General features: G+C 68.8%; 28 protein-coding genes and 2 pseudogenes. 6 read left to right on the top strand and 24 right to left on the bottom strand.

Annotation, left to right across the window (positions count from 1 at the left end; translation table 11 throughout):
* Positions 1–31: 31 nt before the first annotated feature.
* The 7 genes from AC2RP6_RS02480 to AC2RP6_RS02450 all read right to left on the bottom strand — a co-directional run bounded on the left by AC2RP6_RS02480 (position 32) and on the right by AC2RP6_RS02450 (position 3550).
* Positions 32–928 carry a TauD/TfdA family dioxygenase gene (locus AC2RP6_RS02480; RefSeq protein ID WP_486444556.1) on the bottom strand — a complete coding sequence of 299 codons (897 nt, stop codon included), beginning with the start codon at positions 926–928 and terminating at the stop codon, positions 32–34.
* A gap of 136 nt (positions 929–1064) precedes the next feature.
* Positions 1065–1541 carry an NUDIX domain-containing protein gene (locus tag AC2RP6_RS02475; protein ID WP_486444555.1) on the bottom strand — a complete coding sequence of 159 codons (477 nt, stop codon included), beginning with the start codon at positions 1539–1541 and terminating at the stop codon, positions 1065–1067.
* Positions 1538–1741, bottom strand: a complete 204-nt coding sequence (locus tag AC2RP6_RS02470) for a hypothetical protein (RefSeq protein WP_486444554.1) — start codon at positions 1739–1741, stop codon at positions 1538–1540. Before AC2RP6_RS02470 ends, AC2RP6_RS02475 begins: the two co-directional genes overlap by 4 nt.
* A 276-nt stretch (positions 1742–2017) precedes the next feature.
* The gene (locus tag AC2RP6_RS02465; RefSeq protein ID WP_486444633.1) at positions 2018–2488 is read right to left on the bottom strand and encodes a hypothetical protein; all 471 of its coding nucleotides are present in this window, start codon (positions 2486–2488) and stop codon (positions 2018–2020) included.
* The gene (locus AC2RP6_RS02460) at positions 2449–2664 is read right to left on the bottom strand and encodes a DUF5999 family protein (RefSeq protein ID WP_486444553.1); all 216 of its coding nucleotides are present in this window, start codon (positions 2662–2664) and stop codon (positions 2449–2451) included. Before AC2RP6_RS02460 ends, AC2RP6_RS02465 begins: the two co-directional genes overlap by 40 nt.
* Positions 2665–2690: 26 nt before the next feature.
* Entirely contained in the window at positions 2691–3080 is a 390-nt protein-coding gene (locus AC2RP6_RS02455) for a DUF6415 family natural product biosynthesis protein (protein ID WP_486444552.1), read from the bottom strand.
* On the bottom strand, positions 3077–3550 hold the full coding sequence (locus tag AC2RP6_RS02450; RefSeq protein WP_486444551.1) for an ATP-binding protein: 474 nt from the start codon (positions 3548–3550) through the stop codon (positions 3077–3079). The genes AC2RP6_RS02455 and AC2RP6_RS02450 overlap by 4 nt, the downstream gene beginning before the upstream one ends.
* 290 nt (positions 3551–3840) lie before the next feature.
* Here AC2RP6_RS02450 and AC2RP6_RS02445 point away from each other — a divergent pair, with 290 nt between their 5' ends.
* Entirely contained in the window at positions 3841–5190 is a 1350-nt protein-coding gene (locus tag AC2RP6_RS02445; RefSeq protein ID WP_486444550.1) for an NsdA family TPR-like regulatory protein, read from the top strand.
* Between the two features lie 4 nt (positions 5191–5194).
* Here the strand turns inward: AC2RP6_RS02445 and AC2RP6_RS02440 are convergent, their stop codons facing one another.
* The 6 genes from AC2RP6_RS02440 to AC2RP6_RS02415 all read right to left on the bottom strand — a co-directional run bounded on the left by AC2RP6_RS02440 (position 5195) and on the right by AC2RP6_RS02415 (position 9066).
* Positions 5195–6226: an NAD-dependent epimerase/dehydratase family protein gene (locus AC2RP6_RS02440; protein ID WP_486444549.1), complete on the bottom strand. Its 1032-nt coding sequence runs from the start codon at positions 6224–6226 to the stop codon at positions 5195–5197.
* A 91-nt stretch (positions 6227–6317) separates the two neighbouring features.
* Positions 6318–6695, bottom strand: coding sequence for a toxin Doc (locus AC2RP6_RS02435; RefSeq protein WP_486444548.1), 378 nt, complete (start codon positions 6693–6695; stop codon positions 6318–6320).
* 4 nt (positions 6696–6699) lie between these two features.
* On the bottom strand, positions 6700–6951 hold the full coding sequence (locus AC2RP6_RS02430) for an antitoxin MazE7 (protein ID WP_486444547.1): 252 nt from the start codon (positions 6949–6951) through the stop codon (positions 6700–6702).
* Positions 6952–7022: 71 nt separating this feature from the next.
* Positions 7023–8333, bottom strand: a complete 1311-nt coding sequence (locus AC2RP6_RS02425) for a site-specific integrase (RefSeq protein WP_486444546.1) — start codon at positions 8331–8333, stop codon at positions 7023–7025.
* On the bottom strand, positions 8330–8575 hold the full coding sequence (locus AC2RP6_RS02420) for a hypothetical protein (protein WP_486444545.1): 246 nt from the start codon (positions 8573–8575) through the stop codon (positions 8330–8332). The genes AC2RP6_RS02425 and AC2RP6_RS02420 overlap by 4 nt, the downstream gene beginning before the upstream one ends.
* Before the next feature lie 17 nt (positions 8576–8592).
* The gene (locus AC2RP6_RS02415) at positions 8593–9066 is read right to left on the bottom strand and encodes a hypothetical protein (protein ID WP_486444544.1); all 474 of its coding nucleotides are present in this window, start codon (positions 9064–9066) and stop codon (positions 8593–8595) included.
* An 85-nt stretch (positions 9067–9151) separates the two neighbouring features.
* On the opposite strand from AC2RP6_RS02415, the gene AC2RP6_RS02410 reads away from it, so the two are divergent.
* The gene (locus tag AC2RP6_RS02410) at positions 9152–9544 is read left to right on the top strand and encodes a hypothetical protein (RefSeq protein ID WP_486444543.1); all 393 of its coding nucleotides are present in this window, start codon (positions 9152–9154) and stop codon (positions 9542–9544) included.
* 36 nt (positions 9545–9580) lie between these two features.
* Here the strand turns inward: AC2RP6_RS02410 and AC2RP6_RS02405 are convergent, their stop codons facing one another.
* Both AC2RP6_RS02405 and AC2RP6_RS02400 read right to left on the bottom strand, forming a co-directional pair.
* Positions 9581–9922: a DUF6354 family protein gene (locus AC2RP6_RS02405; protein WP_486444542.1), complete on the bottom strand. Its 342-nt coding sequence runs from the start codon at positions 9920–9922 to the stop codon at positions 9581–9583.
* Positions 9923–9997: 75 nt separating this feature from the next.
* Positions 9998–11008: a hypothetical protein gene (locus tag AC2RP6_RS02400; RefSeq protein WP_486444541.1), complete on the bottom strand. Its 1011-nt coding sequence runs from the start codon at positions 11006–11008 to the stop codon at positions 9998–10000.
* A 237-nt stretch (positions 11009–11245) separates the two neighbouring features.
* Here AC2RP6_RS02400 and AC2RP6_RS02395 point away from each other — a divergent pair, with 237 nt between their 5' ends.
* A complete protein-coding gene (locus AC2RP6_RS02395) occupies positions 11246–11677 on the top strand; it encodes a hypothetical protein (protein ID WP_486444540.1) in 432 nt (143 codons plus the stop codon).
* A complete protein-coding gene (locus AC2RP6_RS02390) occupies positions 11677–12390 on the top strand; it encodes a hypothetical protein (RefSeq protein ID WP_486444539.1) in 714 nt (237 codons plus the stop codon). The genes AC2RP6_RS02395 and AC2RP6_RS02390 overlap by 1 nt, the downstream gene beginning before the upstream one ends.
* A gap of 338 nt (positions 12391–12728) precedes the next feature.
* On the opposite strand, the gene AC2RP6_RS02385 is transcribed toward AC2RP6_RS02390, so the two are convergent.
* Positions 12729–12914 (bottom strand): hypothetical protein, encoded by a 186-nt coding sequence (locus AC2RP6_RS02385; RefSeq protein ID WP_486444538.1) that lies wholly within the window; start codon positions 12912–12914, stop codon positions 12729–12731.
* A gap of 383 nt (positions 12915–13297) precedes the next feature.
* On the opposite strand from AC2RP6_RS02385, the gene AC2RP6_RS02380 reads away from it, so the two are divergent.
* The gene (locus AC2RP6_RS02380; RefSeq protein WP_486444537.1) at positions 13298–13600 is read left to right on the top strand and encodes a hypothetical protein; all 303 of its coding nucleotides are present in this window, start codon (positions 13298–13300) and stop codon (positions 13598–13600) included.
* Positions 13601–14475: 875 nt separating this feature from the next.
* Positions 14476–15589: pseudogene (locus AC2RP6_RS02375) on the top strand (IS630 family transposase).
* 4 nt (positions 15590–15593) lie between these two features.
* On the opposite strand, the gene AC2RP6_RS02370 reads toward AC2RP6_RS02375, so the two are convergent.
* The 8 genes and pseudogenes from AC2RP6_RS02370 to casB all read right to left on the bottom strand — a co-directional run bounded on the left by AC2RP6_RS02370 (position 15594) and on the right by casB (position 22122).
* On the bottom strand, positions 15594–16061 hold the full coding sequence (locus tag AC2RP6_RS02370; protein ID WP_486444536.1) for a hypothetical protein: 468 nt from the start codon (positions 16059–16061) through the stop codon (positions 15594–15596).
* A gap of 93 nt (positions 16062–16154) precedes the next feature.
* Positions 16155–17029, bottom strand: a protein-coding gene (locus AC2RP6_RS02365) for an IS5 family transposase (protein WP_486444433.1) whose coding sequence is annotated in 2 segments (ribosomal slippage) — positions 16155–16636 and positions 16636–17029 — 876 coding nt in all. Because the reading frame shifts where the segments join, the coding sequence is not laid out codon by codon here.
* A 338-nt stretch (positions 17030–17367) separates the two neighbouring features.
* Positions 17368–17688, bottom strand: coding sequence for a type I-E CRISPR-associated endoribonuclease Cas2e (cas2e, locus tag AC2RP6_RS02360; protein WP_486444535.1), 321 nt, complete (start codon positions 17686–17688; stop codon positions 17368–17370).
* Positions 17685–18692 (bottom strand): type I-E CRISPR-associated endonuclease Cas1e, encoded by a 1008-nt coding sequence (gene cas1e, locus AC2RP6_RS02355; RefSeq protein WP_486444534.1) that lies wholly within the window; start codon positions 18690–18692, stop codon positions 17685–17687. Before cas1e ends, cas2e begins: the two co-directional genes overlap by 4 nt.
* A 10-nt stretch (positions 18693–18702) precedes the next feature.
* Positions 18703–19455: pseudogene (gene cas6e / locus AC2RP6_RS02350) on the bottom strand (type I-E CRISPR-associated protein Cas6/Cse3/CasE); the annotation flags it as partial.
* A gap of 5 nt (positions 19456–19460) precedes the next feature.
* Positions 19461–20258 (bottom strand): type I-E CRISPR-associated protein Cas5/CasD, encoded by a 798-nt coding sequence (cas5e, locus tag AC2RP6_RS02345; RefSeq protein WP_486444533.1) that lies wholly within the window; start codon positions 20256–20258, stop codon positions 19461–19463.
* Positions 20255–21412 carry a type I-E CRISPR-associated protein Cas7/Cse4/CasC gene (gene cas7e / locus AC2RP6_RS02340; protein WP_470166257.1) on the bottom strand — a complete coding sequence of 386 codons (1158 nt, stop codon included), beginning with the start codon at positions 21410–21412 and terminating at the stop codon, positions 20255–20257. Before cas7e ends, cas5e begins: the two co-directional genes overlap by 4 nt.
* Before the next feature lie 104 nt (positions 21413–21516).
* A complete protein-coding gene (gene casB / locus AC2RP6_RS02335; protein WP_486444532.1) occupies positions 21517–22122 on the bottom strand; it encodes a type I-E CRISPR-associated protein Cse2/CasB in 606 nt (201 codons plus the stop codon).
* Between the last annotated feature and the right edge of the window lie 56 nt (positions 22123–22178).

Raw genomic sequence — 22178 nt, 5'->3', positions numbered from 1 at the left:
AAGACCGGAGGCGCGCGGTGCTGTCGGCCGGTTAGGCGGCCGTGCCGGCGTCGACGGGCGCTCGCAGGAACAGCTGGAGCAGCAGACGCCTGTCATCGACCGGGAGGGTCTCCTGCCCGTCCTGGAGCGCCTCCCGCCCGTGCAGGAAGCGGCGCTGGTTCACGACGAGGTAGTCCCCGGGTTCGAGCATGAAGGAGACCTGCCCTCGTACGAGCTCCCCCGCGAGCTGCCTGGCGGCGTCGGCATAGGCCGGGCCGAGCTGGGACCGCTGCAGCATCTTCGCGGTGAAGCGGACGAATCCGTTGGGGCCGTCCAGGACGGGGAACTGTGCGTAGTCCTCGCCGACGCCGTGCAGGTCGAAGAACGTCCCGTAGTGGTAGGCCGCCTCGGCCAGGAGCGCGCGGCAGTCCTCCGACAACCGCGACACGGCCGCGTGGCCGTTGGAGAGGATGCTGGGGCCGCCGCCGAGCGGGTCGCGGCGGACGCACAGGAGCGTGGTGTAGTCCGGCGGCAGAGTCCCGTTCACGATGTCCATGTGGAACGCGTTGTAGCCGATGCCGCTGGACTTCCCGGGGTCCTTGTCGATCTTGACTCCGATGGGCTTCCACAGGGGCCAGCGAGGGAAGGGCGAGAAGGGGATAGCCACCTCGGCAGCGAAGGCCGTCGCCAGCCGCAGGAACCGTTCGTCGTCAGCCCCGCCCAGGGCCTTGGCGAGGCGCCCCAGGCGCAGTACGGCGTATCCGCCGCCTTCCCCGGCCAGCGCGCGGCGCAGCGTCGTGACGGTGTCCTCGCACCGTGGGGCGGCCGCCAGCTCGGCCCGGTACTGCCCCCTGGTGGACTGCGCCAGGGACGGGACGTCCAGCTCCCACGGCGGGAGCGGACGGTCGAGCAGAGCGTCTTCGAGTTCGCTGGTGAGTTCGATGATCACGGGGAGCTTCCTGTCTCTTGAAGGATCAGAGGTCAGAGGCCGGCACCAGGGTTTCCGCAGGCGCGATCCGGGCGCCCGGGTGCGGCAGTGGGGGGCACACGGAGGCCGTCGGCAGGGTGCAGCGACGGACTCGGGATCAGCGGGCCAGGACTTGCACGGACTCGCCCTGCTGGGCGCGCAGCGCGGCCTCCAGCCAGGCGCCACGTTTGTCGTCGAGAAGCGTCATGGCGTCGGCCGGGCGGACCCAGCGGGCTTCGGACAGCTCGCTCTCCTGAAGGCGAACCGAGGTGCCGGCCGGGACCTGGCCGCCGTCGAAGAGGAACTGCACGACCGCCCGGCCGCCGCTCGACTCCGTCGGGATGTGCCACATCACTGCGAGCAGGCCGACCGCCCGGCAGTTCAGGCCGGTCTCCTCCGCGAGCTCGCGTTCGGCACACGCCGACGGGTACTCCCCGAGGTCGAGCATGCCCCCCGGGAACTGCCATCCGTACGGCTTGTAGTTCGCCTTCACCAGCAGCACGAGACCATCTTCGTCGGTGACGAGCATCGAGCCGACGGCGACTACGTGGGGCAGGCTGGCAAGCCATTCAGCTTTCGGAAGCAGCGTGTTCATCCGTCACTCGTTTCCGTGTCGTCGTCGGGGACGGTGAGGACGTCAAGGCCGGCGCGGAGCGCGGCTTCCAGCTCGGGTCCGTAGTCCTGGTCCTCCCAGTCGGCGGGCGGCAGGACCGCGGTGGCGTCTGTCAGTAGCGGGCGCAGATACTGCGCATCGCCGTGGTCGAAGCCCGCAGCACCCTGGACTACGGACCGCAAGCACGCGGGCCTCTTCGTCCAGTGACCACCCGTGGCAGCGGTAGATGACCACGGCGAAGCGGAACCAGCCACCTGGGTGGTCGGCGTCCATGGCCTTCCACAGCCAGTTCGCGGCCACCTCCAGGTCTCCCCGGGACAGCGCCACGGATCCCAGGCGGTAGCACGAGTTCGCGTGCGCCCTGAGCTCCAGGAGCGCCGTCTCCTCGGGTCGACCCTCACCCCAGTCGCAGTCGGGCCGGTCTCAGACATCGCGCCTCTCTGCGGCCGCCGCCGCCTTCACCGGGCCCTCATCCACTCGCGCGGGGCCCGGTACCTCAAGGCGACCCGGCCGGTCAGGATGCGGTCCTCGTTCGCCGACCGGGGCTCGTGCTCCGGGCTGACGGCCAGGAAGCACCCCCCGCCGCCACGCACCACAAACGGCCAGATCAGGTCCTGGGGGAAGAAGGTCAGCGCGTCGCGCGGGTGTCCGTAGTCCAGCGCCCAGTAGTCCCAGATGTTGTAGACGAGCTGCCCTGTCCGCGGGAAGCTCCGACCGTAGCGGAGCCCGAGACCGCTCGCGATCGCCAGCATCGCATTGCCGGCCACGGCATTGCGGGTGTGCGCGTGCGGGTGGAACAGGGTGACGACGGGCACCGATCCGCGCAGGGTGTACCGGGTGTCGACCTGGATCCCCGGCAGGAACTCCGGGTCCGGCGGTGCGAGCCTGCTCACCGGCTCCCCCTGCCCGAAGACGGCACTGCGGGGCACGGGCGGTGCGGCTCCACGACCTGGCCGTCCGGGAGGAGCTCCCCTGTGTCCTCGAAGAGCAGCACTCCGTTACACAGCAGGCTCCACCCCTGCTCGGGGTGATGTGCCACTGCGCGGGCTGCCTCTCTGTCAGGGGCATCGGAGGTCGGGCAAGGCGGCTGGTGCTGGCAGAACATGGCCATCCTCAGCGATCGGCGTGGGTTCAGGGGTGGGGGGCCGGGAGCGGGGCCAGGAGATCGACCAGTCCGAGGCCGACTACCGCCATGCGTCTCAGGTGCAGCCGGACGCCGAGGTAGTCGCCGGGGGGCTCCGTCTCCAGCAGGAGGTGAGCCTTCTTGATGAGGGCGGCGAAGTCCGGCTTCCTGGCGTCGTGGGAAGGGACCACGGGGAGGAGTTCCATGAGGGAGCCGCGCATCCACATGATCAGAAGGGGTACTTCCTCTTCGTTGGGCACGTGGTCCGGGCCGAGGACGGCGTCGAGGACATCGAATGTCGAGTCCGGCACGTCCGGGGGCGGGAAGGAGCGGCGGAGGCCTTCAAGTACCCGTAAGAGCACGGCCTCGCTCGTGCCGCCGTCGGTGTCGAACCTCACCGGGGACCGCCTGAGGTTGTGTGGTGGAAGACGCACCAGACCGCTCCGCTGTCGGCGATCCCCCACGCATCGGCGAAGGCCTCCACCAGGAGCATGCCGCGTCCGCCCTGCGCGAGCGGATCCGGGGAGAGCGGCCGCGGCGTCCACGACCCCCCGTCTCGGACCTCGATCCGCAGATGGGTGTCGGAGACGGAAATCCGGATGGTCACCGTCTCGCCCTGCCCGTGCACGAAGGCGTTCGTGACCAGTTCGGAGACTGCCAGGCAAGCGGGGTCCACGAGCTCGGCCAGTCCCCACAGCCGAAGGAGAGCAGCCGTGATCCGACGTGCCTGTCCCGTGCGCGGCGCGTCCCGGCCATGCAGCCCGCTGCGCTCGAAAGAAGCATCGGCCAGACGGTGAACTTGCGCGGATACGCGGAACCCGGCACGCCCAAGCGCGGCGGCATCGAGCGGTGGTGCGGCAATCGACATGGCGCCTTCCTCTCGCTTCCCTCCCGGTCGGTCGGGGACGGTGTGGGGCCCTTCGTCGGTTGGGTTGCGCTCGACGCAGTTGCCGTCCCCATCACTCCTCCTCGTCACGGACTGGCCACTTAGCGTGGCGCTATAAGGTAGGTGGTGCCTATGTCGGGGATGAGACTTCTGGCTGCCTCCTTGGGTGACACGATGACGCGGCTATGACTTCTTGCTGCCTTCTGGCGGAGGGCAGTTCCATCGGGCTGCAAAGGCGGTATCCCATGAGAGGGAACCGATCCGGAGGGAACATGGAAGACGGCCGGCGCACGGTGCTGTTTCAGCTGGTGAGCGCGAAGGGCATCAGCTCCCACCCGCACTTCAGCGAGGCGTACAGCCGCGCTGCAGACGAGTTACGGCGGGCCGGCTACGAGGTGGCGCCGCCACCCGGGGCCCGCCAGTACGCGCGCCTGCTCACCGTCGGAGGCGTCAAGACAGCCCCTTTCCGGCCCACCTCTCTCGTGCTGGAGCGGATGCTCGGCCGCCCGGTCAACGAGCTGCTGCGCGCCGCCGAGGAATCGCCGATCCAGAGCGCCCCCGGTCGGACTCCCTCTCCGCCTATGCCCACCGAAAGTGATCTACTGATGACCGCTCGGGACGCCGCCGACCACTCAGGCGAAGCCGCCGCGCTCCGCGTGGACGAGCTGACCCTCGACCAACTCACCGATGACCTCAACAGGCTCTCCCGCGAATACGGGTGCAGGGCGCCCGCGGAGGTCTTCCACGAAGCCACCAGCCTGCTCAAGCACGCTCAGATGACCTTGGAGCGAACCCGCTCCCCGGAACAGCTGACCCGCCTCTACTACGCCGCCGGGCAGGCCAGCTCCCTGCTCGCTGCGGTCTGCTTCGACCTCGGGAAGCTGGCGCCCGCGGTCTCGTTCGCCCGTACCGCCGTCCAGTACGGCAAGACCATAAGTCACGGCCCTCTCCAGGCGTACGCCTACGGGATGCTGGCCTTCATGGCCTTCTGGGACGGTCGACCGTCCGAGTCCGTACGACTGGCTCGTATCGCCCAGGACTGCACAGGGTTGGGCAGCACCGCCCGCCGGCGGTTGTACGCCATTGAAGCGCGGGCTCACGGACACCTCCGGGACGACGTGGAAGCGCGCCGCTGCATCGTGGCCGCCATGGAGCAGACCGGCGGCATCCGGGACGAGCTCCATGACGACATCGGGGGCGAGTTCGCCTTCGACGAAGCCCGAACTGCCATGAGCAACGCGACGACAAGCCTCCTGCTGCGGGACGGGGAGGCCGCAGAAGAGTTCGCCACCACGGCACTCACCCTGCTGAGCAGCCGCCCGACGTCGGAAGTCCCGTTGGTGGTGTCGGGGCCGGCCGCCATCGACCTCGCCCGCGCTCGGCTGACGCGGAACGAGGTCGAAGGCGCCCAGGAGGCCTTGAACCCCATGTTCCAGGTAGCACCCGGGCATCGGTCCTCGGGGATGATGGAACGGTTGACGGCTGCCCGGATGGAACTGACCCGACCCGACTTCCGCGGAGCAGCCGCAGCAGTCGCCCTGGCCGATCAGATCGAGGAGTTCAGCGCCCTCTCCCCAGCGCGCCGGCTCGGCGCCCAGAGCGCGCTCGCCATCGAGTCCTGACCTGCTACCGGCTCAGGGCGCCAAGGATCAGCGCCTCCTTCTCCGGTGCAATGCCGTGCTCTGCCCACCGCGGGTGATCCACCGGCACCCCGCCGCCGCGAAGCCACGTCCACGAGTCGGCCACGGTCTCCGCGAGCGGCCGGCAGACCAGCCCGGCCGCCTGCGCCCGGGTGGACTCGATCCGCCACACCCCCGCGTGGGTGCGCCACAGCGGCAGCTCCGTCCATTGCTGCACCCCGTGGTCGAGGAGCAGCTTGTCGGGTGCCCAAGCCAGCTGAGCGTCTCCGCCGGTGGCCAGCACGCATGCCGTGAGGAAGTCGGCCATCGTCTCCCGGCCGATGGGGGCGACGCAGTTGTACGCGCCGCCCCCATCGGCGGCGGCCTGGTCCAACGCGAAGGCGGCCACGTCGCGCACATCGATCGGCTGGATCGGCTTGTCCGGGGCTCCGGGGGCGAGCATCCGGCCGCCACGGGCTGCTCGGTTGAGCCACCACGGCAGTCTGCCCACGTACTCGCCGGGCCCGAGGATGACGCCGGGCCGCAGGATCACCGCGCGGTCATCACCGAAGGCCACGGTGGTCGCCCTCTCGGCGCCAGCCTTCTGCCGGCCGTAGTACCAGTCCGGCCCGTCCCAGCCGTCAGGGAGCCGGCCGTAGTCGGCGTCGGCGTCCGGGGGACCATCCAGGACTTCCGAGTCCTCCGTGAGGGAATCGTTCGGCCAGCCGCGATAGGCGTTCACCGTGGAGACGAACACGTATCGGCGTGCGACCGGCTCCAGGGCGCTGGCGCCCGCAAGGACATCGCGCGGAGCCATCTCGGATGCCGAGGTGTCCACCACGGCGTCCCACGGGCCTTCCCCGGCCAGCCGGGCCAGGTCAGCCGCGACGGTCCGATCGCCTCGAACCGCTTGGGCTCCCTCTGGCACCGCCCCCGACCGGCCGCGGTTGAAGACCGTCACCTCCCACCCACGGTCGAGCGCAGTCTGAGCGACCGCCCGCCCCAGAAACCAAGTCCCGCCCAGCACAAGAATCTTCATGTCGAAGATCCTCCTGTGCGGGCGGGGACGAGCGGAAGACGATCAGCGGCCATCCCCTCGCACGGGCCGCAAGGCGGTGAGGCCGCTGGCGTCAGCCGACCTGGATGGATCGGAGTCGGTCCGCAATGGCGTAGGAGTCGAGTCGCAGGGACCGGATGTCCGTGATGAGGTCGCGCCACGGCTCGTACTCGGCCACGACGCGCTTTCCGGAAGCCTCCAGGTAGGCGAGAGCGACGCCGTAGCCGTACGCCTCGTTACGGGCTGGGAGCGGGCGCAAGAGCACGCACTCCTCCAGAAACACCGCGGCGCGCCAGAACGCGTCGGGGTCGGCGTGGTCCAGGCGGGGGGTGTTGACCCGGTGCCGGGCGGCCATGCCGACCAGCGCGGAGAGGTCGTTGACGGTGAGGTCGGAGCGGAGGATGTCTTCCTGGCGGTCCAGGAGCCATCGGTAGTCGACGAGCAGTTCCACCGGCTCAGGCCACCCGCGAGGTGTCGTGGGCGGCGGCCGGCGGCAGCCCTCCGAAGTCGGCGTCGAAGCGGTCCAGGACCCCGGGCGCGCCGATGGCCCGCCGGAAGGCGGCCGTGGCGGTGTCCAGCAGCTGCTCGTGTTCCTTCTCCGCGGCGACGCGCGCGAGGTAGTCCTTCATGGACACGCCCGCGGCGTCGGCCAGGGCCTTGAGCCGGTCCCTGGTGGTGTCGTCGATCTTCACACTGGTGTCTGCCATGCCTTCGAGTATGCCCATCGGTATACCCGTCTGGCTACCGGTTCGCCCATGACGCCCCTGAGCTGCCCTTTTTACCCGTCCCCTCGCAGTGCGGCTGTGCCAGATCGAGCCTGAGCCACCGCGGCATGCGCGGGCCCGCCGAACAGCGGGACGGCGTCGAGGGGGTCGTGCTTGCTGATGTCGATGCTGCCGTCGGGCCGGTTGTAGTCGTCGTCGGAGAGGGTGGAGCCTGGGCTCCAGTCACCGGCCTCGTTGCGTTCGGAGAGCGGAACGTCGGCCTGGGCCATGTCGGTGTTCGGGCCGGCGCGCAGGCTGTGGGAGGTGACCTTGAGGCCGTTGATGAGGGAGACGCCGGCGGCTGCCGCGCGAGCCTTGACTATCTCGTTGACGGCCCGGCCGGTGAGGAACAGGCCGCGGACGGTGGCGTTGGCGCGGCGCTTGAGGTTGCCCAGGCGGGTCAGGGCCCGGAAGAGCGGCTTGTTCGGGAGGTAGGCCGGTTCACCATCGGTGGGGTTCTGGTCGGTGGCGGTGGGCTCGCGCAGTTCGCGAAGGTCGGCGAGCCAGGCGCGTGTGCGGGCGACGATCTGGAGGTCGGCGCGGTCGCGGATGAATCGCCACCGGCCCTTGCCATTCCGGCGGGTCTTGGACATCGCGGTCCACACCCATACCCCGTCGGTGTCGACACGGACGTGGCGGACGAGGAGGTTGGTGACCTCGATCGAGCGGTAGAGCATCCCGTACTGCAGGACGAGCATGGCAGCGTCGCGGCGGCCGATCCTGGTGGTCTCGTCGATCTCGGCGAGAACCCGCACCAGGTACCGCAGGGTGAGGCCCGCCGACTGCTCCTTCTCCCCGCCGGCCGGAATGTACTCCTCGAGGCGGTAGTCCTCGATCATCTGGCGGACCAGGGAGGCGTCGGGACGATCGCCCTTCGGGTACCAGGAGGTGATCCGGGACGAGTAGGCGAGCAGGGTGTCCGGGCTGTACCTGGTGCCGTCGTCCTTGCCCTGCTCCATGAGGTGGCCGAAGTACGCGGCAACGTTCGCCGTGGTGGTCGTCGGCCGGGCGACGCGGCCCTGGCTCGCACACCACTGCTCGAAGCGGTCGCGGGTGGAGTCCCGGTTGACGCGTGTGTTGCGCGCCCCGCGCGAGTCGAGCCGCTTCTTGACGCCTTCGGGGACCTTGAAGTCGATGTCGGTGAAGGTGTCCGGCTCGTCGGCCCGGGGTGGGAGCTCGCCGGGGCCGAGGACGGTGTGCCGGGTGACCCGGTACCGCGGTGCCGCGGTGGTCGGCGCGGCTGCGGGCGCCAGGGCAGCCTCCTCGACGAGTTCGGCGTCGAGGATGTCCAGTTCAGCCCCTTCGGCTACTGCGTCGGTGGTCACCGGTTGCCCTCCACCAGCTCGACGCACAAGGGATCGGCGCACGTCACCTCGGCGATTGCGAGGTCTTCCCCGAGGGGGTCCTTCTCGACGTGGATCGTGACGGCTCCGATCGAGCTGGTCAGGCTGCAGTACACGCCCGCGGTCGGCCGCTCCAGTGCAGCGCGGTGAAGCGCGGCGACGCCCTCCGGGAACAGGTTGCTGCTCCCCGGGACCCGCGCCTGGTGCACGACGTGGGCAGGCATGGTTCTCCCTTCAAGGGTCAGTCGCGGGCGAGGGCTGCGGACCAGCACTCGCCGCAGGTCAGGTCCTCGTCGTCGCGGGGCTGGAAGGGCAGTGTGCACCGGGTGCAGTTGTCCAGATCGTCGAAGGCCTGCGAGCAGCTGAAGCAGAACGCGCGCTGCTGCTCCGGTGCGTCGGCAAGGTACGCCTCGTCCACGAGCGTGCGGTCGCGGCACTCCGGGCAGTAGCCGGCCGGCTGACCCGTCTTGCGGTAGTCGCGCCAGGAGTGGCCGAGGACGTAGACGGCGTACTCGAGCGGAAACGTCGCTGGCTCCCACGAGCGCTCGCACACGCGGCAGCCGAGCAGGCCTCCCTCGGCGACCAGGGCCCACATGTCGCAGTCGGGGCAGCGCAGGGTGGAGTGCTTGAGCGGCGCGAGCTCGGATTCGAGCGTGGTCAACCTGGCGTTGGCGTACCCGCGGATGCGCGGCACGTTGGCCCGCACGAACCGCATCTCCTCCTCCAGGTACGCGGCGTCGTCCGCTTCCAGTTCGATCCGGATGTGGTCGTCGATGAACCGTAGAAGGAACTCCAGGACGATGCCGGAACGCTTTTCGACCGCTGTGGCGCTCAGCGTGCCCCCGAAGTGCGCGATTGTTGCGCTGCACGGCGAGCCGCTCGATCTCCTTCTTCTCCCGGTTCGCGATCACCACGCCCTCCTTCTTGAGGAGTGTGATCGCCTTGCTGGCACCGATGCTGATGAAGTCGCCGGCCTTGTACGCGGCCTCGTCCACTTGGTCGGGGTCGATGAAGACGAGCTTCCAGTCAAGGGAGGCGAGGGCCGCCTTGAGGAGTATTTCGGTGGCGGCCTGGAGGTGCACCACCGCGAACTTCACCGCGCGGGGATCCGGGTCGGGCCCGTCAAGGTGCTCGACAACGCTCCGCAGGAAGTCCAGGCCGTTGCGTACGGCGGGGTAGCTGAGTTCGGGTGAGGAAGGCGTCTGGCTCATACCGGCAGCTCCGCGGTTTCATCCCCGGCTGACTGAAGGGTCCGCAGGACGTGCAGGGCGGCGCGCGCGTAGTCGGGGGGGGGTAGCGCCGGGCCGGTGGACCTCGGCGACGGCGGCCAGCAGGGCCAGATACTGCGGGTCGGCGTCGGCCGGGTCTTCGATCAGCTCGAAGGCGGCAGACCGCAGCCGGGCGGTGCTCGCGTGGGTCTTCCTGCCGGCCTGGCCGCCAAGGTCGTGTTCGACGACGAGGTCGGCTCGTCCGTCCCGGATCGCGGTGACGCGCAGGCGCCGGTCCCGGGACTTCATGTCGGAGGCGAGGTCGCGGTACAGCTGGTTCTCCGCGACGGTGCTGCTGCTCACAGGCGGTTCCTCTTCGTCGGTGCGGGACGGGCTACAGATGGGTCTTGGTACGGCTGCGCGCGATGCGAACCCACCTCACCTCGTGGCGAGGTATTCGCACTCGCCGCAGAGGCCCATGGTGTCCTTGTCCGGCACGTAGAGCTTCTCGCAGGCGTTGCACGCTGGAAGATCGTCGTGCCTGGTGCCGCAGCCGAAGCAGAGGGAACAGCGTGTCAGGGGGTCGGCGGCGACCTGTACACAGTCGAGGAGGAGCGCCTTGACGCCGCACGTCGGGCACGGCTCGATCACTTCGCTGTCTTCGGTTCGCGCCCACTGGTACAGGTCAGCTGCCCCATTGGCTCCGCGGTCCCCCCAGTTCTGGTGGCAGAAGTGGCAGGTCGGCTCGCCTTCTTGGCCGCCGACGACCATCGCCCACTGGTCGCAGGAGGGGCATTCCACCGTCTTGTCCTGTACTGCCCTCAGCTCTCCCTTGAGGCGGTTGAGCCGGCGCTTGATGAAGGACTGGATGGTGCGGACGTCTTCGCCGACCGTCTCCAGCGTGCCGGCCACCTTCCTCACTTCGTCGGGTGACAGGGCGGGCAGCAGCTCGGTGTGGACGAAGGCCAGCAGGAAGTCGAGGACCTTGACCGCGTGGGATTCGACCGATCGGGCGCTGTAGGTGAGGCCGTAGTGCTGCAGGGCGTTGCGGGACTTGATCAGGTCCTTCACGTACCCGACCGTCTTGTCGTCGATGATGACGCCTGCTATGCCCTGCAGGCGGGCGATGGTGCCTTCGGTGGTGCAGCTGTCGAACGTGCCGGATTCGAAATTCTTGCGGGTGGCGGTCTCCGGCTTGGCGAAGACCAGGCTCCAGTGCTCGCTCTGGAGACGGGCCTTGAGCAGAACCTCGGTGGCGGCCTGAAGGTGGAGCACGGCGTACTTCAGGTGCCGTGGGCCGGGCGGCTTCTCCGCGGTGAGGTGCTCGACGACGCTGAGGAGGTAGTCGACGCCGTTCTGCACCGGCGGGAAGTCGACTGCGTGGTCAGGTGTCGACCGCTTCGGCTCGTCGTCGCCGGGACGCTCTTCGTTCGGCTCGCTAACGGTCAAGGTCTCAACCCCCATCCCCCGGGCGTCGGGTGACGCTCCCTCATTACCTCGTATTCTTCCACGAATAGGAGGTAAGGACGCCCTAACTCGCAGATGAGGCCCGTATGCGGCTGCAGGGTAGTGCACCCGCGCGGCGGTCCGGGCGAACCGCCCCGCGGGCCGCGTCCCGACGGGTATGGTGCCAAGCACACGTTAGAAACACGTCTATCAACGTCTGATGTAACGGAAGAGCTCCCCTTGAAACTGACGGTCACCATGGCGGTCGAGGATCCGACCCCCGAGTTCCTCCACGACCTCGATGTGCTCTTCACCAAGCACGCCGCCGTCGTCACGGCGAACCCCGTCTGGACTCCCGACCTGGCCCGGCTCTACTACGACAAGCTCCCCGAGCGGTCCAAGGCCATCATCCGGGAAGCCCTCCAGCGGGGAGGCAGTGTCGCGGACCACGCCCTGCGCCCCGGGGGCGGCAAGAACCTGCGAGGCCATGCCGGCGGCCTGAAGAAGACCCTGAACAGGGGGGCCGTGGCAGGGTGGTGGCCGCACGGCTTGCAGTCCCCGATCACCGGCATCGGCCCCGGCTACGGACCGGTGCAGGGATACAGGATCCGCGAGGAGGACCACTCCGCCTTCCGGGAAGGCCTCGCTTTCCTCCTCGACGCGGAGAAGTGATGTCCAACAACGGCGACGAGTTGGTCTTCTGGGGCCGCTGCCGCGCCGGCCGCCGCTGGTTCTGGGCCGCCCGCTGGCACGACTACGCCGCAGGTCAGGATCACACCGCGCACGGCTGGACCGACAGCGAGCCGGGCCCTGATCGCGGGCGACGCCGCTGCCCGGACGCTCACCGGCGACCAGCCGGCCCGCCTACTCGTCCGCCACGGCCTGGCCGCGGACGTCCTCAAGGCGGTCAACGCGGCCCGGCGCACCAGACCGCCGGAGAGGCCGCCGCTCCGGCCGAACACCTCTACGCCCTCGACCCCGGGGACGAACACAACGACTTCACCGCCCGCGTCGTCAGCTTCCCGATCACCCGCCGCACGGCCCGGCGCGTCTACTACGTCCGCGACGTGCACGCCGGGGTTCCAGTGATCGGGTACGTGGACCGCGCGCCGCTCGATGACGCCGGCGAGGTCTTCCGCGGTGGCGGCTGGTGGGAGCCCGACAAGCACCTGTATGCCGCACCGCCGGAGCTTCCCTCGGCGCGGCCGTCCGCCGCGGACGAAGACCTTGCTGCCCTCAAGCAACGGATGGCGGCCGCGCACCCGGACCGCGGCGGTACCGAGCAGCAGTTCATCGCCGCTCGCGCCGCCTACAAACGCGCCCGCATGCAACTCGCCGGGGAGCCTGCACCAGAACGTGGAACATCGCGAGAACCGCAGCGGTAACGCCGGAACCTAAAATGCACCGCTACGAGAAAACGAGCTCCCTCAGCTTCTGCGATGCGTAACTTTCCTCGGGAGCGCCGAACTTAAAAAATCTTCACTCCGCCAAAAATAGCGATCCGTGGAAAATTAGCGATTTTTGGAAGCTGCGAGACGCCGGAAAATAACGCTCCTCGCGATTTTAAATCTGGAAACCGTGATTTTGCGGTACGCTACGAAGCAGCGACACGGCAAGAACGTGTCCGCTGCGCGAAAAAGCGCGGTCCGCCCGGTGCGGGAACACCGGACGGACCGCATCTCGCGTACCGCCGGTCCGGGCGAGCTCTAAACGTCCGGACCGGCTACTTGCCAGCGATCACCTGGATCCCGTGGATCACGGTGAGGGTGTTCGCTGCCAGGGTGACCAGCGGCGCACTACGCCGAGCCTTGCGCAGGTGCCGCCAGCACGCCTCCGCGCGCTCGCGCAGCTCCCTGCGAAGGCGGTCCCATCGCGTCTGCTGCTGATCATCTCCGCTGCCGAGGTCCATGTGGACCTCCTCTCTCTCGAGTCCGGTACCTAACTGCGGGAGCGCCGGCATGCGACGCTCCCGCAGATATGCACCGCAGACCCCCGTGTTGCAGAGAGTTCGACAGCGATTACAGATTAGCGTATTCACATCGCGCATTCCACCAGCTATGGAGCCCAGCGCATTCCCTCCAAGAATTCCTGGAGAAATGTCCCACGTAGGTGCCGGGTTTACTCGAACGCGCGCTCGAAATTCAAGACCTCGGGAAGGCCTCTCGTACCTGAACGACGGAGCCGCAGATCACCAGCCGTCTTCGACGACGTGGCGGGGCGCCGAGCTGACCGGCGGGAACGGCGAACCATAACAAGATCCCCGGGTTCGACGTACATGAGGTGAAGGGGCGCATGCCCCACTCCGCCGATCCGCACAAGGAGATGCCCCTCCATGAGCACCATAACGGCCCCGCCGATGCGGGCCACCACCGGCATAGGGCCCCGGCGGCCGTCGACGCGGCACTGGACGCGGCCTACGAGACGCACCGGCGGTTCCGGCACGGTGCATTCGCCGAGCAGTGCCCGACCTGCCACGTGCCCGCCAGCGAGCTCTGCCTGGCCCGTCGCAGTGTCCACGTCGCGCGCCGCCGGGCGCACCGGGCCCGACTCGCGCAGACCGAACTGGTGCCGCTGCTCGCCGCGGTGGACCGATGAGCGCCCTGGCCGTGGACACGACGACGACCGTGGCCCCTTGGGATGGTCGGCTTGTCGTGCGTGCCGCCGGCGGGCGGCTGCTGCACGTCGGTGCCGAAGGGGTGGTCTCGCCCGGGGCCGCGGTGTTCACCGTGGCGCTGGAGTGCTCTCGCGATGAGGCGCAGGCGCCGGGCGTGCGGCCGTGGGTCGGCCCGGTCGACGAGGCGAGCGTCTGCGCGACCTGCCTGCGGTCGCTTCGCGGCGAGCCGGAGCCCGTGCCGCGGCGCGGGGTCGACGCGGGTGCAGCCGACCATGGCGTGGCGGGCGCCCCGGCCCGCCGGCTGTGGGCGGTGCCCGCCCCCACAACCTGGGCTGCAGCCGTGCTCCCGGCGGAACATCGCGGGCGTCCCATCACCTGGTCGTCGTGGACGTCGGCGCCCGTGATCACCCACTACTCGTCCGCCTGCAGTTGGTGCGGAGACGCCGGACCGTGCGAGATGGCCGGCGGCCGCCAGGGCAGTCCGCAGTCCGTGACCGACCCGCTGCGGCGCTACGTCGCCTACCGGTGCTCGCCCTGCGAGGAGATGACCGCGTACGAGCACGTCGGTACCGATCTCGAGCAGATCGCCCACACAAGTCGCGCGCACCGAAGGGCAGCCGCCGATGAACACGATCGTCTCCGTGACCTTCACGGGAGTCGGGAGGACGTCCCGCATCGCGATGATCGCGTGTGGCATCCGTCCGGACAAGACGGGCGCGTGCGAGACGTGCACGCGGAAGGCCGACGGCCTGTGGCGCATCGCCTCCACGGGGTCGCTAGTGCTGTGACCGGGAAGGTTCGCCGGGTTGCTCGTGTGCTGGTTGGCAATGCTTTCCCGGACCAGTGGGGAGGCGGGATGGCGCAACCGGTCCGGGTTCGCGGGTTGACCGAGCAGGAGGGGCAGAAACTCCAGCACATCGTCCGGCGAGGTAGTACCAGCTCGGTGCGGTTCCGGCGGGCGATGATGCTGCTGGCCTCGGCCGGCGGCAGCACGGTCCCGGTCATAGCCCGCCTGGTCCAGGCGGACGAGGACACCGTCCGCGACGTGATCCACAAGTTCAACGAGATCGGGATCGCATGCCTGGACCCTCGCTGGGCGGGAGGCCGTCCCCGCCTTCTCGATCGTGACGACGAGGACTTCGTCGTCCAGACGGCCACCACCCGCCCGACCGTGCTGGGCAAGCCCTTCACCCGCTGGTCCATCCGCAAGCTCGCCGATCACGTGCGCAGGAACATCGCCCGGCCCGTCCGGATCGGCCGGGAGGCCCTGCGGTGCTTACTGGCCCGCCGCGGGATCTCCTTCCAACGCACGAAGACTTGGAAGGAGTCCCCTGATGCGGACTTCGACGCCAAGCTGGCCCGGATCGAGTACGCGGTCAACCAGCGGCCGGACCGCACGTTCGCCTTCGACGAGTTCGGCCCGCTGGGCATCCGCCCCACCGCCGGCTCCTGCTGGGCAGAACAAGGCAGGCCAGACCGGCTGCCGGCGACCTACCGACGCACCCACGGAATCACCTACTTCCACGGCTGTTACTCCGTCGGCGACGACAAACTGTGGGGAATCAATCGGCGCTGCAAGGGCATCGACCACACCTGGGCCGCGCTGCGGTCGATCCGAGCCGCCCGCCCGGACGGCGCCCCCATCTACGTGATCCTCGACAACCTGTCCGCCCAACTGAACTGGCGAATCCGCAGGTGGGCGACCCGGAACAAGGTCGAGCTGTGCTTCACCCCGACCTACGCGTCCTGGGCCAACCCCATCGAAGCCCACTTCGGACCCTTGCGGCAGTTCACCCTGGCCAACTCTCACCATCCCAACCACACGGTCCATGCACGCCTACCTGCGCTGGCGCAACCAGAACGCCCGTCGCCACCCCGACGTCATCGCAGCCCAACGACGCGAACGAGCCCGCATCCGCAGTGAGAAGGGTGTTCGCTGGGGAGGGCGTCGCACCACGATGGCAGCCTGAACGACTACACCTGTTCCTGATACACCCTGATCTCGGTCGGCTTGAGTCTGTGAATCGTTGCCCAGGCCGCTCGCTCGGTCAGTCCTTGAGCCCACTCTTCGAGATCGTCTCCGGCATCGTGGAAGAACCACGAGTCGAAGCTTCCGAGGGCCTCCAGCGCGGGTGCAAGGCCGTATCTGAGCTCGCAGTGGACCTGAACGTAATGGTCGTGATCACCGTCGCTGTCGGAGACCTCGAACTGCCGGGTGAGATCCAGCATGAACGCCCGAGGGCCGCCGAACGCGTGGATCCCGTACTGGAACAGAAGACCGTCAGCGTCGGGTGTGTCCGGGACGTCGAATAGCCGTCGGCCAAATCGGAGGAAGGCAAGCCAGAAGTCTTCCGTGACCAGATCGTCAAGCGCTCGCTGCCCTGACCTCAGTTCGCCCTCAAGCAATCCCACTGCCTCCTCCATCGACAGTCTCCGCGTCATGCCCGACCTCCTCGCCCTCCACAGCCTCGCTCAGCGTACTGACCCGGTGAACCTTCCCGGTCAGAGCACTAGGGCCTGTTGTGAAAGTGCTGGTCACAGCCATTCGTTGATGGCTGCGATCAGCACTGTCGCTTCGTAACGGACGGCGAGTTTGTCGTACCGGGTGGCGACGGCCCGGTGGCGCTTGAGCCGGTTGATCCCGCACTCGACCGCGTGCCGCTGCTTGTAGTCGTCCTTGTCGAACTTTGGCGGGCGCCCGCCGCGCGATCCGCGCTTGAGGCGATTGCGGACCCGGTCCGCCGGAACCGGGATGGTGGCTTTGATTCCGCGTCTGCGCAGGTAGGAGCGGTTGCTGCGGGAGTCGTAGGCCTTGTCGGCCCGGACCCGGTCTGGCCGCTTGCGCGGCCTGCCGAGCCCGAGCCGGGGCACCCGGATCGCCTCCAGGACCGGCTCGAACTGCGGGGAATCACCCCGCTGCCCAGCCGTGATCACCACCGACAGAGGCTTCTGCCCCTGCTCGACCGCGAGGTGGATCTTGCTGGTCAGTCCGCCACGGGAGCGTCCGAGACCGTGGTCGGCCGGCTCGACGAACACTCCGCCGGGCGGCTCCTTCTGGAGGTCCCCCTTTTTGCCGCCCCGGCGGCGTGCTGATGGGCCCGGCAGACGGTGGAGTCGACATTCACGTCCCAGGTGATCAGGCCCTTCGCATCAGCCTCGGCCTGGAGCCGCGTGAGGATCCGGGCCCACGTGCCGTCCCGCTGCCAGCGCCGGAACAGGTCATAGACCCGGTCCCACGGCCCATAGCGTTCGGGCACGTCCCGCCAGGGAGCGCCGGTTCGGGTCCGCCACCGTATGCCGTCTATCAGCTGCCGCCGTGTCCATACCTGCGGACGGCCCGGCTTGATGCCCGTCGGCAGCAACGGCTCAAGCCGGGCCCACTGGCCGTTCGTCAGATCTCCACGTCCCACGACAGGTGATCATCAACGAACAAGATCCACTTTCGCAACAGGCCCTAGACGCGCTCGCGGCCGCCATCTGCGGCTCCTTGCGCGGGGGCGCGTGTGCGCCCTGCACGGCGAAGGCGAAGGACATCATGGAGGTCGTGACGGGAGGGATTGCGTGACCAGGGATGGCGAGATCGTTTCCTGGCAGGTGTGGCCGGCGGAGCTCGCTCGGGAGTGGCTCCGCAGGCCGACCACGGTCCGGAGCGCGGATCATACCCGCACCCGCGGGGACCACCGGCGCAGCAACCGCATGGCCTGCCGGAGGAGCGGACCATCCCCGCACCCGCGGGGACCACACTTTCTCACCTGGGCTTTTCAGCGGAGGGCGCGTCGTTCTCGTTCACTTGCCTTTGGGGGCGGGCGGAGAGGATCAGCCCGTCAAAGTCGACGGGCTGCCAGCGGTCGCGGCCTGCGGTACGGACGGCCCAGCCCTGTTCGTTGGCGGCGGGTTCGATGAGGATGGCCTGGCCGTCCCCGATCCTGGTGGCCAGGAGTTCCCAAAGACGGTCGCGGATGCGGCGGCTGGTGTTGCCGACGAATACGCCGCCGCTGGCCTCGACCATCCAGCGCGTGAGGTGGCCACGGAGGCCTTCCGGCGCCGCGATAAGGATGATGACGGTCACGATGTTGGCTCGGCCTCGTTGATTTCGGGACCGATGACCGCAATGTGATTGTCGGTCATTCCGTGTACTGACAGGTCCGCGTGACTGGCGTAGTTGGTGCCGCCCGGGACGGCGCCGAGGTGTTCGTCCCACAGGAGGTTCGCTTCGGGGTCCTCGACGTCCGTTCCTTCGGGGGTCAGAAGGTTTTTGACGTCGGTGACAATGCGGCCGAGGAGTTTGTCACGGGCTATGAGGTCGCGGAGCCCCAGGCGAGCGTCCCGCTCTTCTGCGAGGCCTTGGGCCGCAAGGTCGAAGGCGAGCGGGATGGTGTATTCGGCCTTGTAGAGGTCCGCGATGTCCAGGACGAAGGACGTGGCTTTGCCGGTGTGGACGAAGCCGAGTCCCGGGCTGGCGCCAAGTCCGACGATGACGGCGTGGCAGATGCCGTAGAGGGCGGCGTTGGCGGCTGACAGGAGGCGGTTGAGGTCGTCGCCTGCCGCGAAGGCGTCGCCGGCCTTGTAGACGCGGCCGTTCCAGGCGATGCCGGTCCGGGCGGCCTGGGCGCGGTAGTACTTGCGGATACGGGTGCCTTCGCGGCCGCGGAGTTGCTGCATGGTGAGCGTGGATACGTCCTCGCCGGCGAAGCGCATACCGTACATGGTGCGGGCGACGGCGAGGCGTTCCTTGGGGCGGGTGACGAGCCAGGCTTGGCGGTGGAGAAGGCCGGCGCCGCGGCTGGGGCCGAGGCCGGCTGCGTACATGCGGACGCCTTGCTCGCCCACCCAGCACACGGTAGTGCCGGAGTCGGCGAGTAGGCGGATGGCTCCGTGGGTGACGCGTGTGCCGGGGCCGAGGAGCATGACGGCCACCATGGCTGCAGGGACGCGACCCGTTTGTCGCTTGTTGATGATGACGATGGCGTTCTCGTCGCGGTCCAAGTGGCTTCGCTCCACGTAGACGCTGGAGACGCGGTCGACGAGGCGGTGGAGGTCTTGAGGGTCTGCCTTCCACCAGATGTCGGGCACGGGTTGTCATCGCCCTTCGGGGAGGGGGGGCGAGGGTGAGGAGTCCGCATCCGTAGGCCTTGGAGGGGCCGATGCCTGTCAGGAGGTGTTCGGTGAGCAGGGCGGGGTCGGTGATGCGCAGGCGTCCTTCGTAGGTGACGGAGTTCATGACGACCTGGGCTTCTTTCGTGGTGGTCGGTCCTTTGCCGAAGGAGCGTCGTTGGCGGTTGGTGATGCGGATGTCGCGTGGGGGCTCGTCGGTGGTGTTGCGGGTTTCGTTCAAGTGGGGAGCGGTGGGGACGTCGAAGCCCCAGCGTGTGGTGCGGGTAAGGAACCAGTCGAGCTGGGCGGCGGCAGTGCGGTGGCCCAGGCGGAAGCCGCGCCGCCGGCCGCCGGCGTCGATGTGTGCCTGTTGGCTGGCGGTGGGCTTGTCGGGGCGGGTGGTGTTCTGGACGGGATTGGCGGTGAGGCGGAAGGCGAAGGTGCGGCCGGGTGCCAGCTGTTGCAGGAGCGGGCCGTAGTCGCGTACGGCGTAGTGCTCGCCTTCGGCGGCGGGCCATCCGGCCTGTTCGACGAGGTGGGTCCAGTCCGGCTTGTCGGTGGTGAGGACGAACAGGTTGGGGCGGTGGGGGTTGTCCGGGTCGAGTCGCCACAGCGTGCGTGCTTGGTCGGGTAGGCCGGGAAGGCCGCCTTGGACTGCGGCATGCATGGCACGCGGGCTGGCGAGGAGTGTGCGGCTTTCGGCGCGTAGGGGGTTGACGCGAATGCGGGAGAGGAAGGGCATGTCGGTCACCAGCCCAGGAGGGCGAAGGGGTCGTGGCCGCCGGTGTTCCGCGGGCGTGCGGGGTCGGGTGTGAGGCCGGTGGGCGCTTGAAGGTAGGTGTGCCGAGTGCGGCGGGTGGTGAAGGTTCGGCCGTTGGGGGCGAAGGACACAGGGACGTCGTCGCGGACTTCGTCTCCTGCGGGGTCGTCGAGGGTGACGGGTAGGTCGATGTGGGCCGCGTGGCCGTTCTGGCGGCCCCACCGCTTGCGTACGGCGGGGGCGGCCTGCCAGGGCTCTGCGCGCAGCGCGTCTTCGAGGTGGCCGGTGCGCTGGCCCAGGGACAGGGGTTGTGTGGGGACGCAGGAGCGGCGGCCCAGGGCGAGCGGGAAGGCGGGGTGGCTCACGGCGTGTTCGAGGGTGGCGATGAGGCCTTGGGGGCCTGCCACTGCTGCGAGAAAGATGGCGTCCTGGAGGTAGAACCGCTGGGTGATGTGGGTGTGCTTGGCGGGTGAGGTGGGCTTTTGCCGGCCTTTGGCGTTCACGGCGGCGGAGAGCAGTGGCTGGCCGCGGTAGTCACTGACGGTGTGGTAGTCGCGCAGGAGGGTGCCGGGCTGGTCGATGCGGATGCCGAGGGCAAGGCTGGCTAGGTCGTCCAGGGCGGCGTGGCGTGAGCGGCCGGCGGCTGCGGCGAGGAGGCCGATGATGCCGGATTTCGTGGGTTCGGGCCGGGTTTCGCGCCGGTTGAAGGTGCTGCGGTCGCCCCATGACTGAAGGGGGGCGGCCAGACGCAGGAGGAGGACTGCGTTCGGGTCTGCGGTGCTCACGCCTGGGCTCCCAGGGCGGTTGTGATGCGGGCTCGCAGGGTGGTGCGCAGGTCGGCGAAGGTGACCGGGGCGCCGAAGGCTTGGGTGAGGGTTTCGGCAGTGTCCTTGGTGCGGGGCTCGCTTGTGGTGAAGGTATGGCTGGCTGCGTTGTACAGGGGGGCGTCCCCCCAGATCTGTGTGGCGGTGATGTGCTCCTCGGCGAGGCGACGGGCGGAGTTCGCCTGGATGCCGGCTTCTGCCGCCACGGGTTCTTCGAAGGCTGATACCAGGTTGACGGGCTGGTCGGTGCGCACGACGACTGCGACGAGGCTGGGCCGGGTGCGGTGCGCGAAGGCGTTCTGGTAACCGGTGGGTGTGGAGAGGGCGAAGCTGTCGACGAAGTGGTCGAGAGCCTCGAGGGCGGCTTCGGTGTCACCGCCGAGGTTGTCGGTCAGCTGGGCGAATCCGACGGTGGCGTAGCGGTAGAGGGTGGCGGAGTTGAAGCCGATGGTGCCGATCATTCCGGCACCGGTCTCATCCTTTTCGTTCTGGTCGTCGACGGCGGTGAAGTAGTCGAATTCAAGCTGCGTCTCATGGGTGGAGAGCGCGTGGGCGACCTGTACGGCGGCGTCGACGTTGAGTTTGGGGATGTCGGCGACCATCCGGCCGAAGAGGGCGACGCCCGTGGGGTGTCCGGTGGTGAAGGTCTTCGCGACGGGCAGTTCCTTGAGCGCCTCGACCAGTGCCTTGTCGTCGAGGGCGGCCAGGTCCACGGCCTGGTTCTGTACCAGGGCCGCGACGTTGTCGAGCTGGGCGTTGCCATAGAAGAGGAGGTAGGCGGTGTCTCCGGCCTTCTTGCCCTGGCTGAGGCCGAGCTGGGCGAGCATGGCGGCTGCGATACGTCGGGCGTCGTCGTGGTTCACGCCGGAGGTGTTGGTCTCAATCCGGGTGGCAAGTTCGTTCGTGATGCGCTTGGTGCGGGTGGCGCGCTCGGGCTCGGGGGCCTGGGCGTCGAAATGCTGGCGGGTTGCCCGCTTCCAGGCCTGGGAGGAAATGCGGGAGCGGCGGACCCCTCCGTAGACGGCTTCCTTGGGGTTTCCCTGGTCGTCACGGTTGAGGTTGGCGGGTGGGACGGTCTGGACGACGTGAACATCGATGTAGAGGCGCTGGTTCATAGGTGGCTCCAGATTGTCAATGGGCCGTGCGCGACGGACCTGCGTCGGCCGACGCGCGTGGGTAAGGGGGCGACTGCGGTGGGGGCTGTCGAGGTTGCGGTCGGTCAGCGGCCTGACGGCGGAGACTCCGGCTTCTGGGTCCACGCGTAGTAGTCCAGGCCCCAGCGGCGGCGCACGCGGGTGCGGGATTCGGGGCGGCTCCAGTGGAGGAGGTCTGAGGCCAGCTGGTTGTAGTCGAGGGGCTGCTTGATGTCCCTGAGCTGGGTGATCAGTCCGCGCAGCCGGAGTTGGAGGGCCGGTGTCGAGGTCGCAGAGAAGGCCTGCTGGAATCGGGCGTCGACGGCTGCCTCGCTGCTGCGCTCGTGGCGCCGGAGTTCGAGCATCGCCCTGCCCAGGCCGAAGGAGTCACGGTGCATGGGCCGGTCCTGACTCTGCTGGTGGAGCCCGTATAGGGCGAGTGCTGTGTGCTCGGCCTCCTGCGCAGCCGAGACCTCTCCGCGGCGTGCGGCGAAGTCGTCGACCGGGCAGGTGTAGAAGGGGAACATCTCCAGCACGGTTCCGGCGGGGCGGCCGAGTCCCCTGCGCAGCACGGCGAGGTCTTCTCCGGGTGGGCGCTGGGCGGCGGGGGTGCCGGTCTTGCGGCGCCAGGTGCCGTCCGCCGCGGTGTAGCGGTGCCAGATTCTGTATTGCGTGTGGTCTATTTCGGTCATGACCGCTTCCAGACGTGATGAGGTTTCTGTGGCACAGGAGGGCATGCGGGATCCCC

Source organism: Streptomyces sp. WAC03905 (assembly GCF_057371075.1).
Note: the sequence above shows the minus strand (reverse complement) of the source record. Positions and strands in the feature narration are given on the sequence as shown.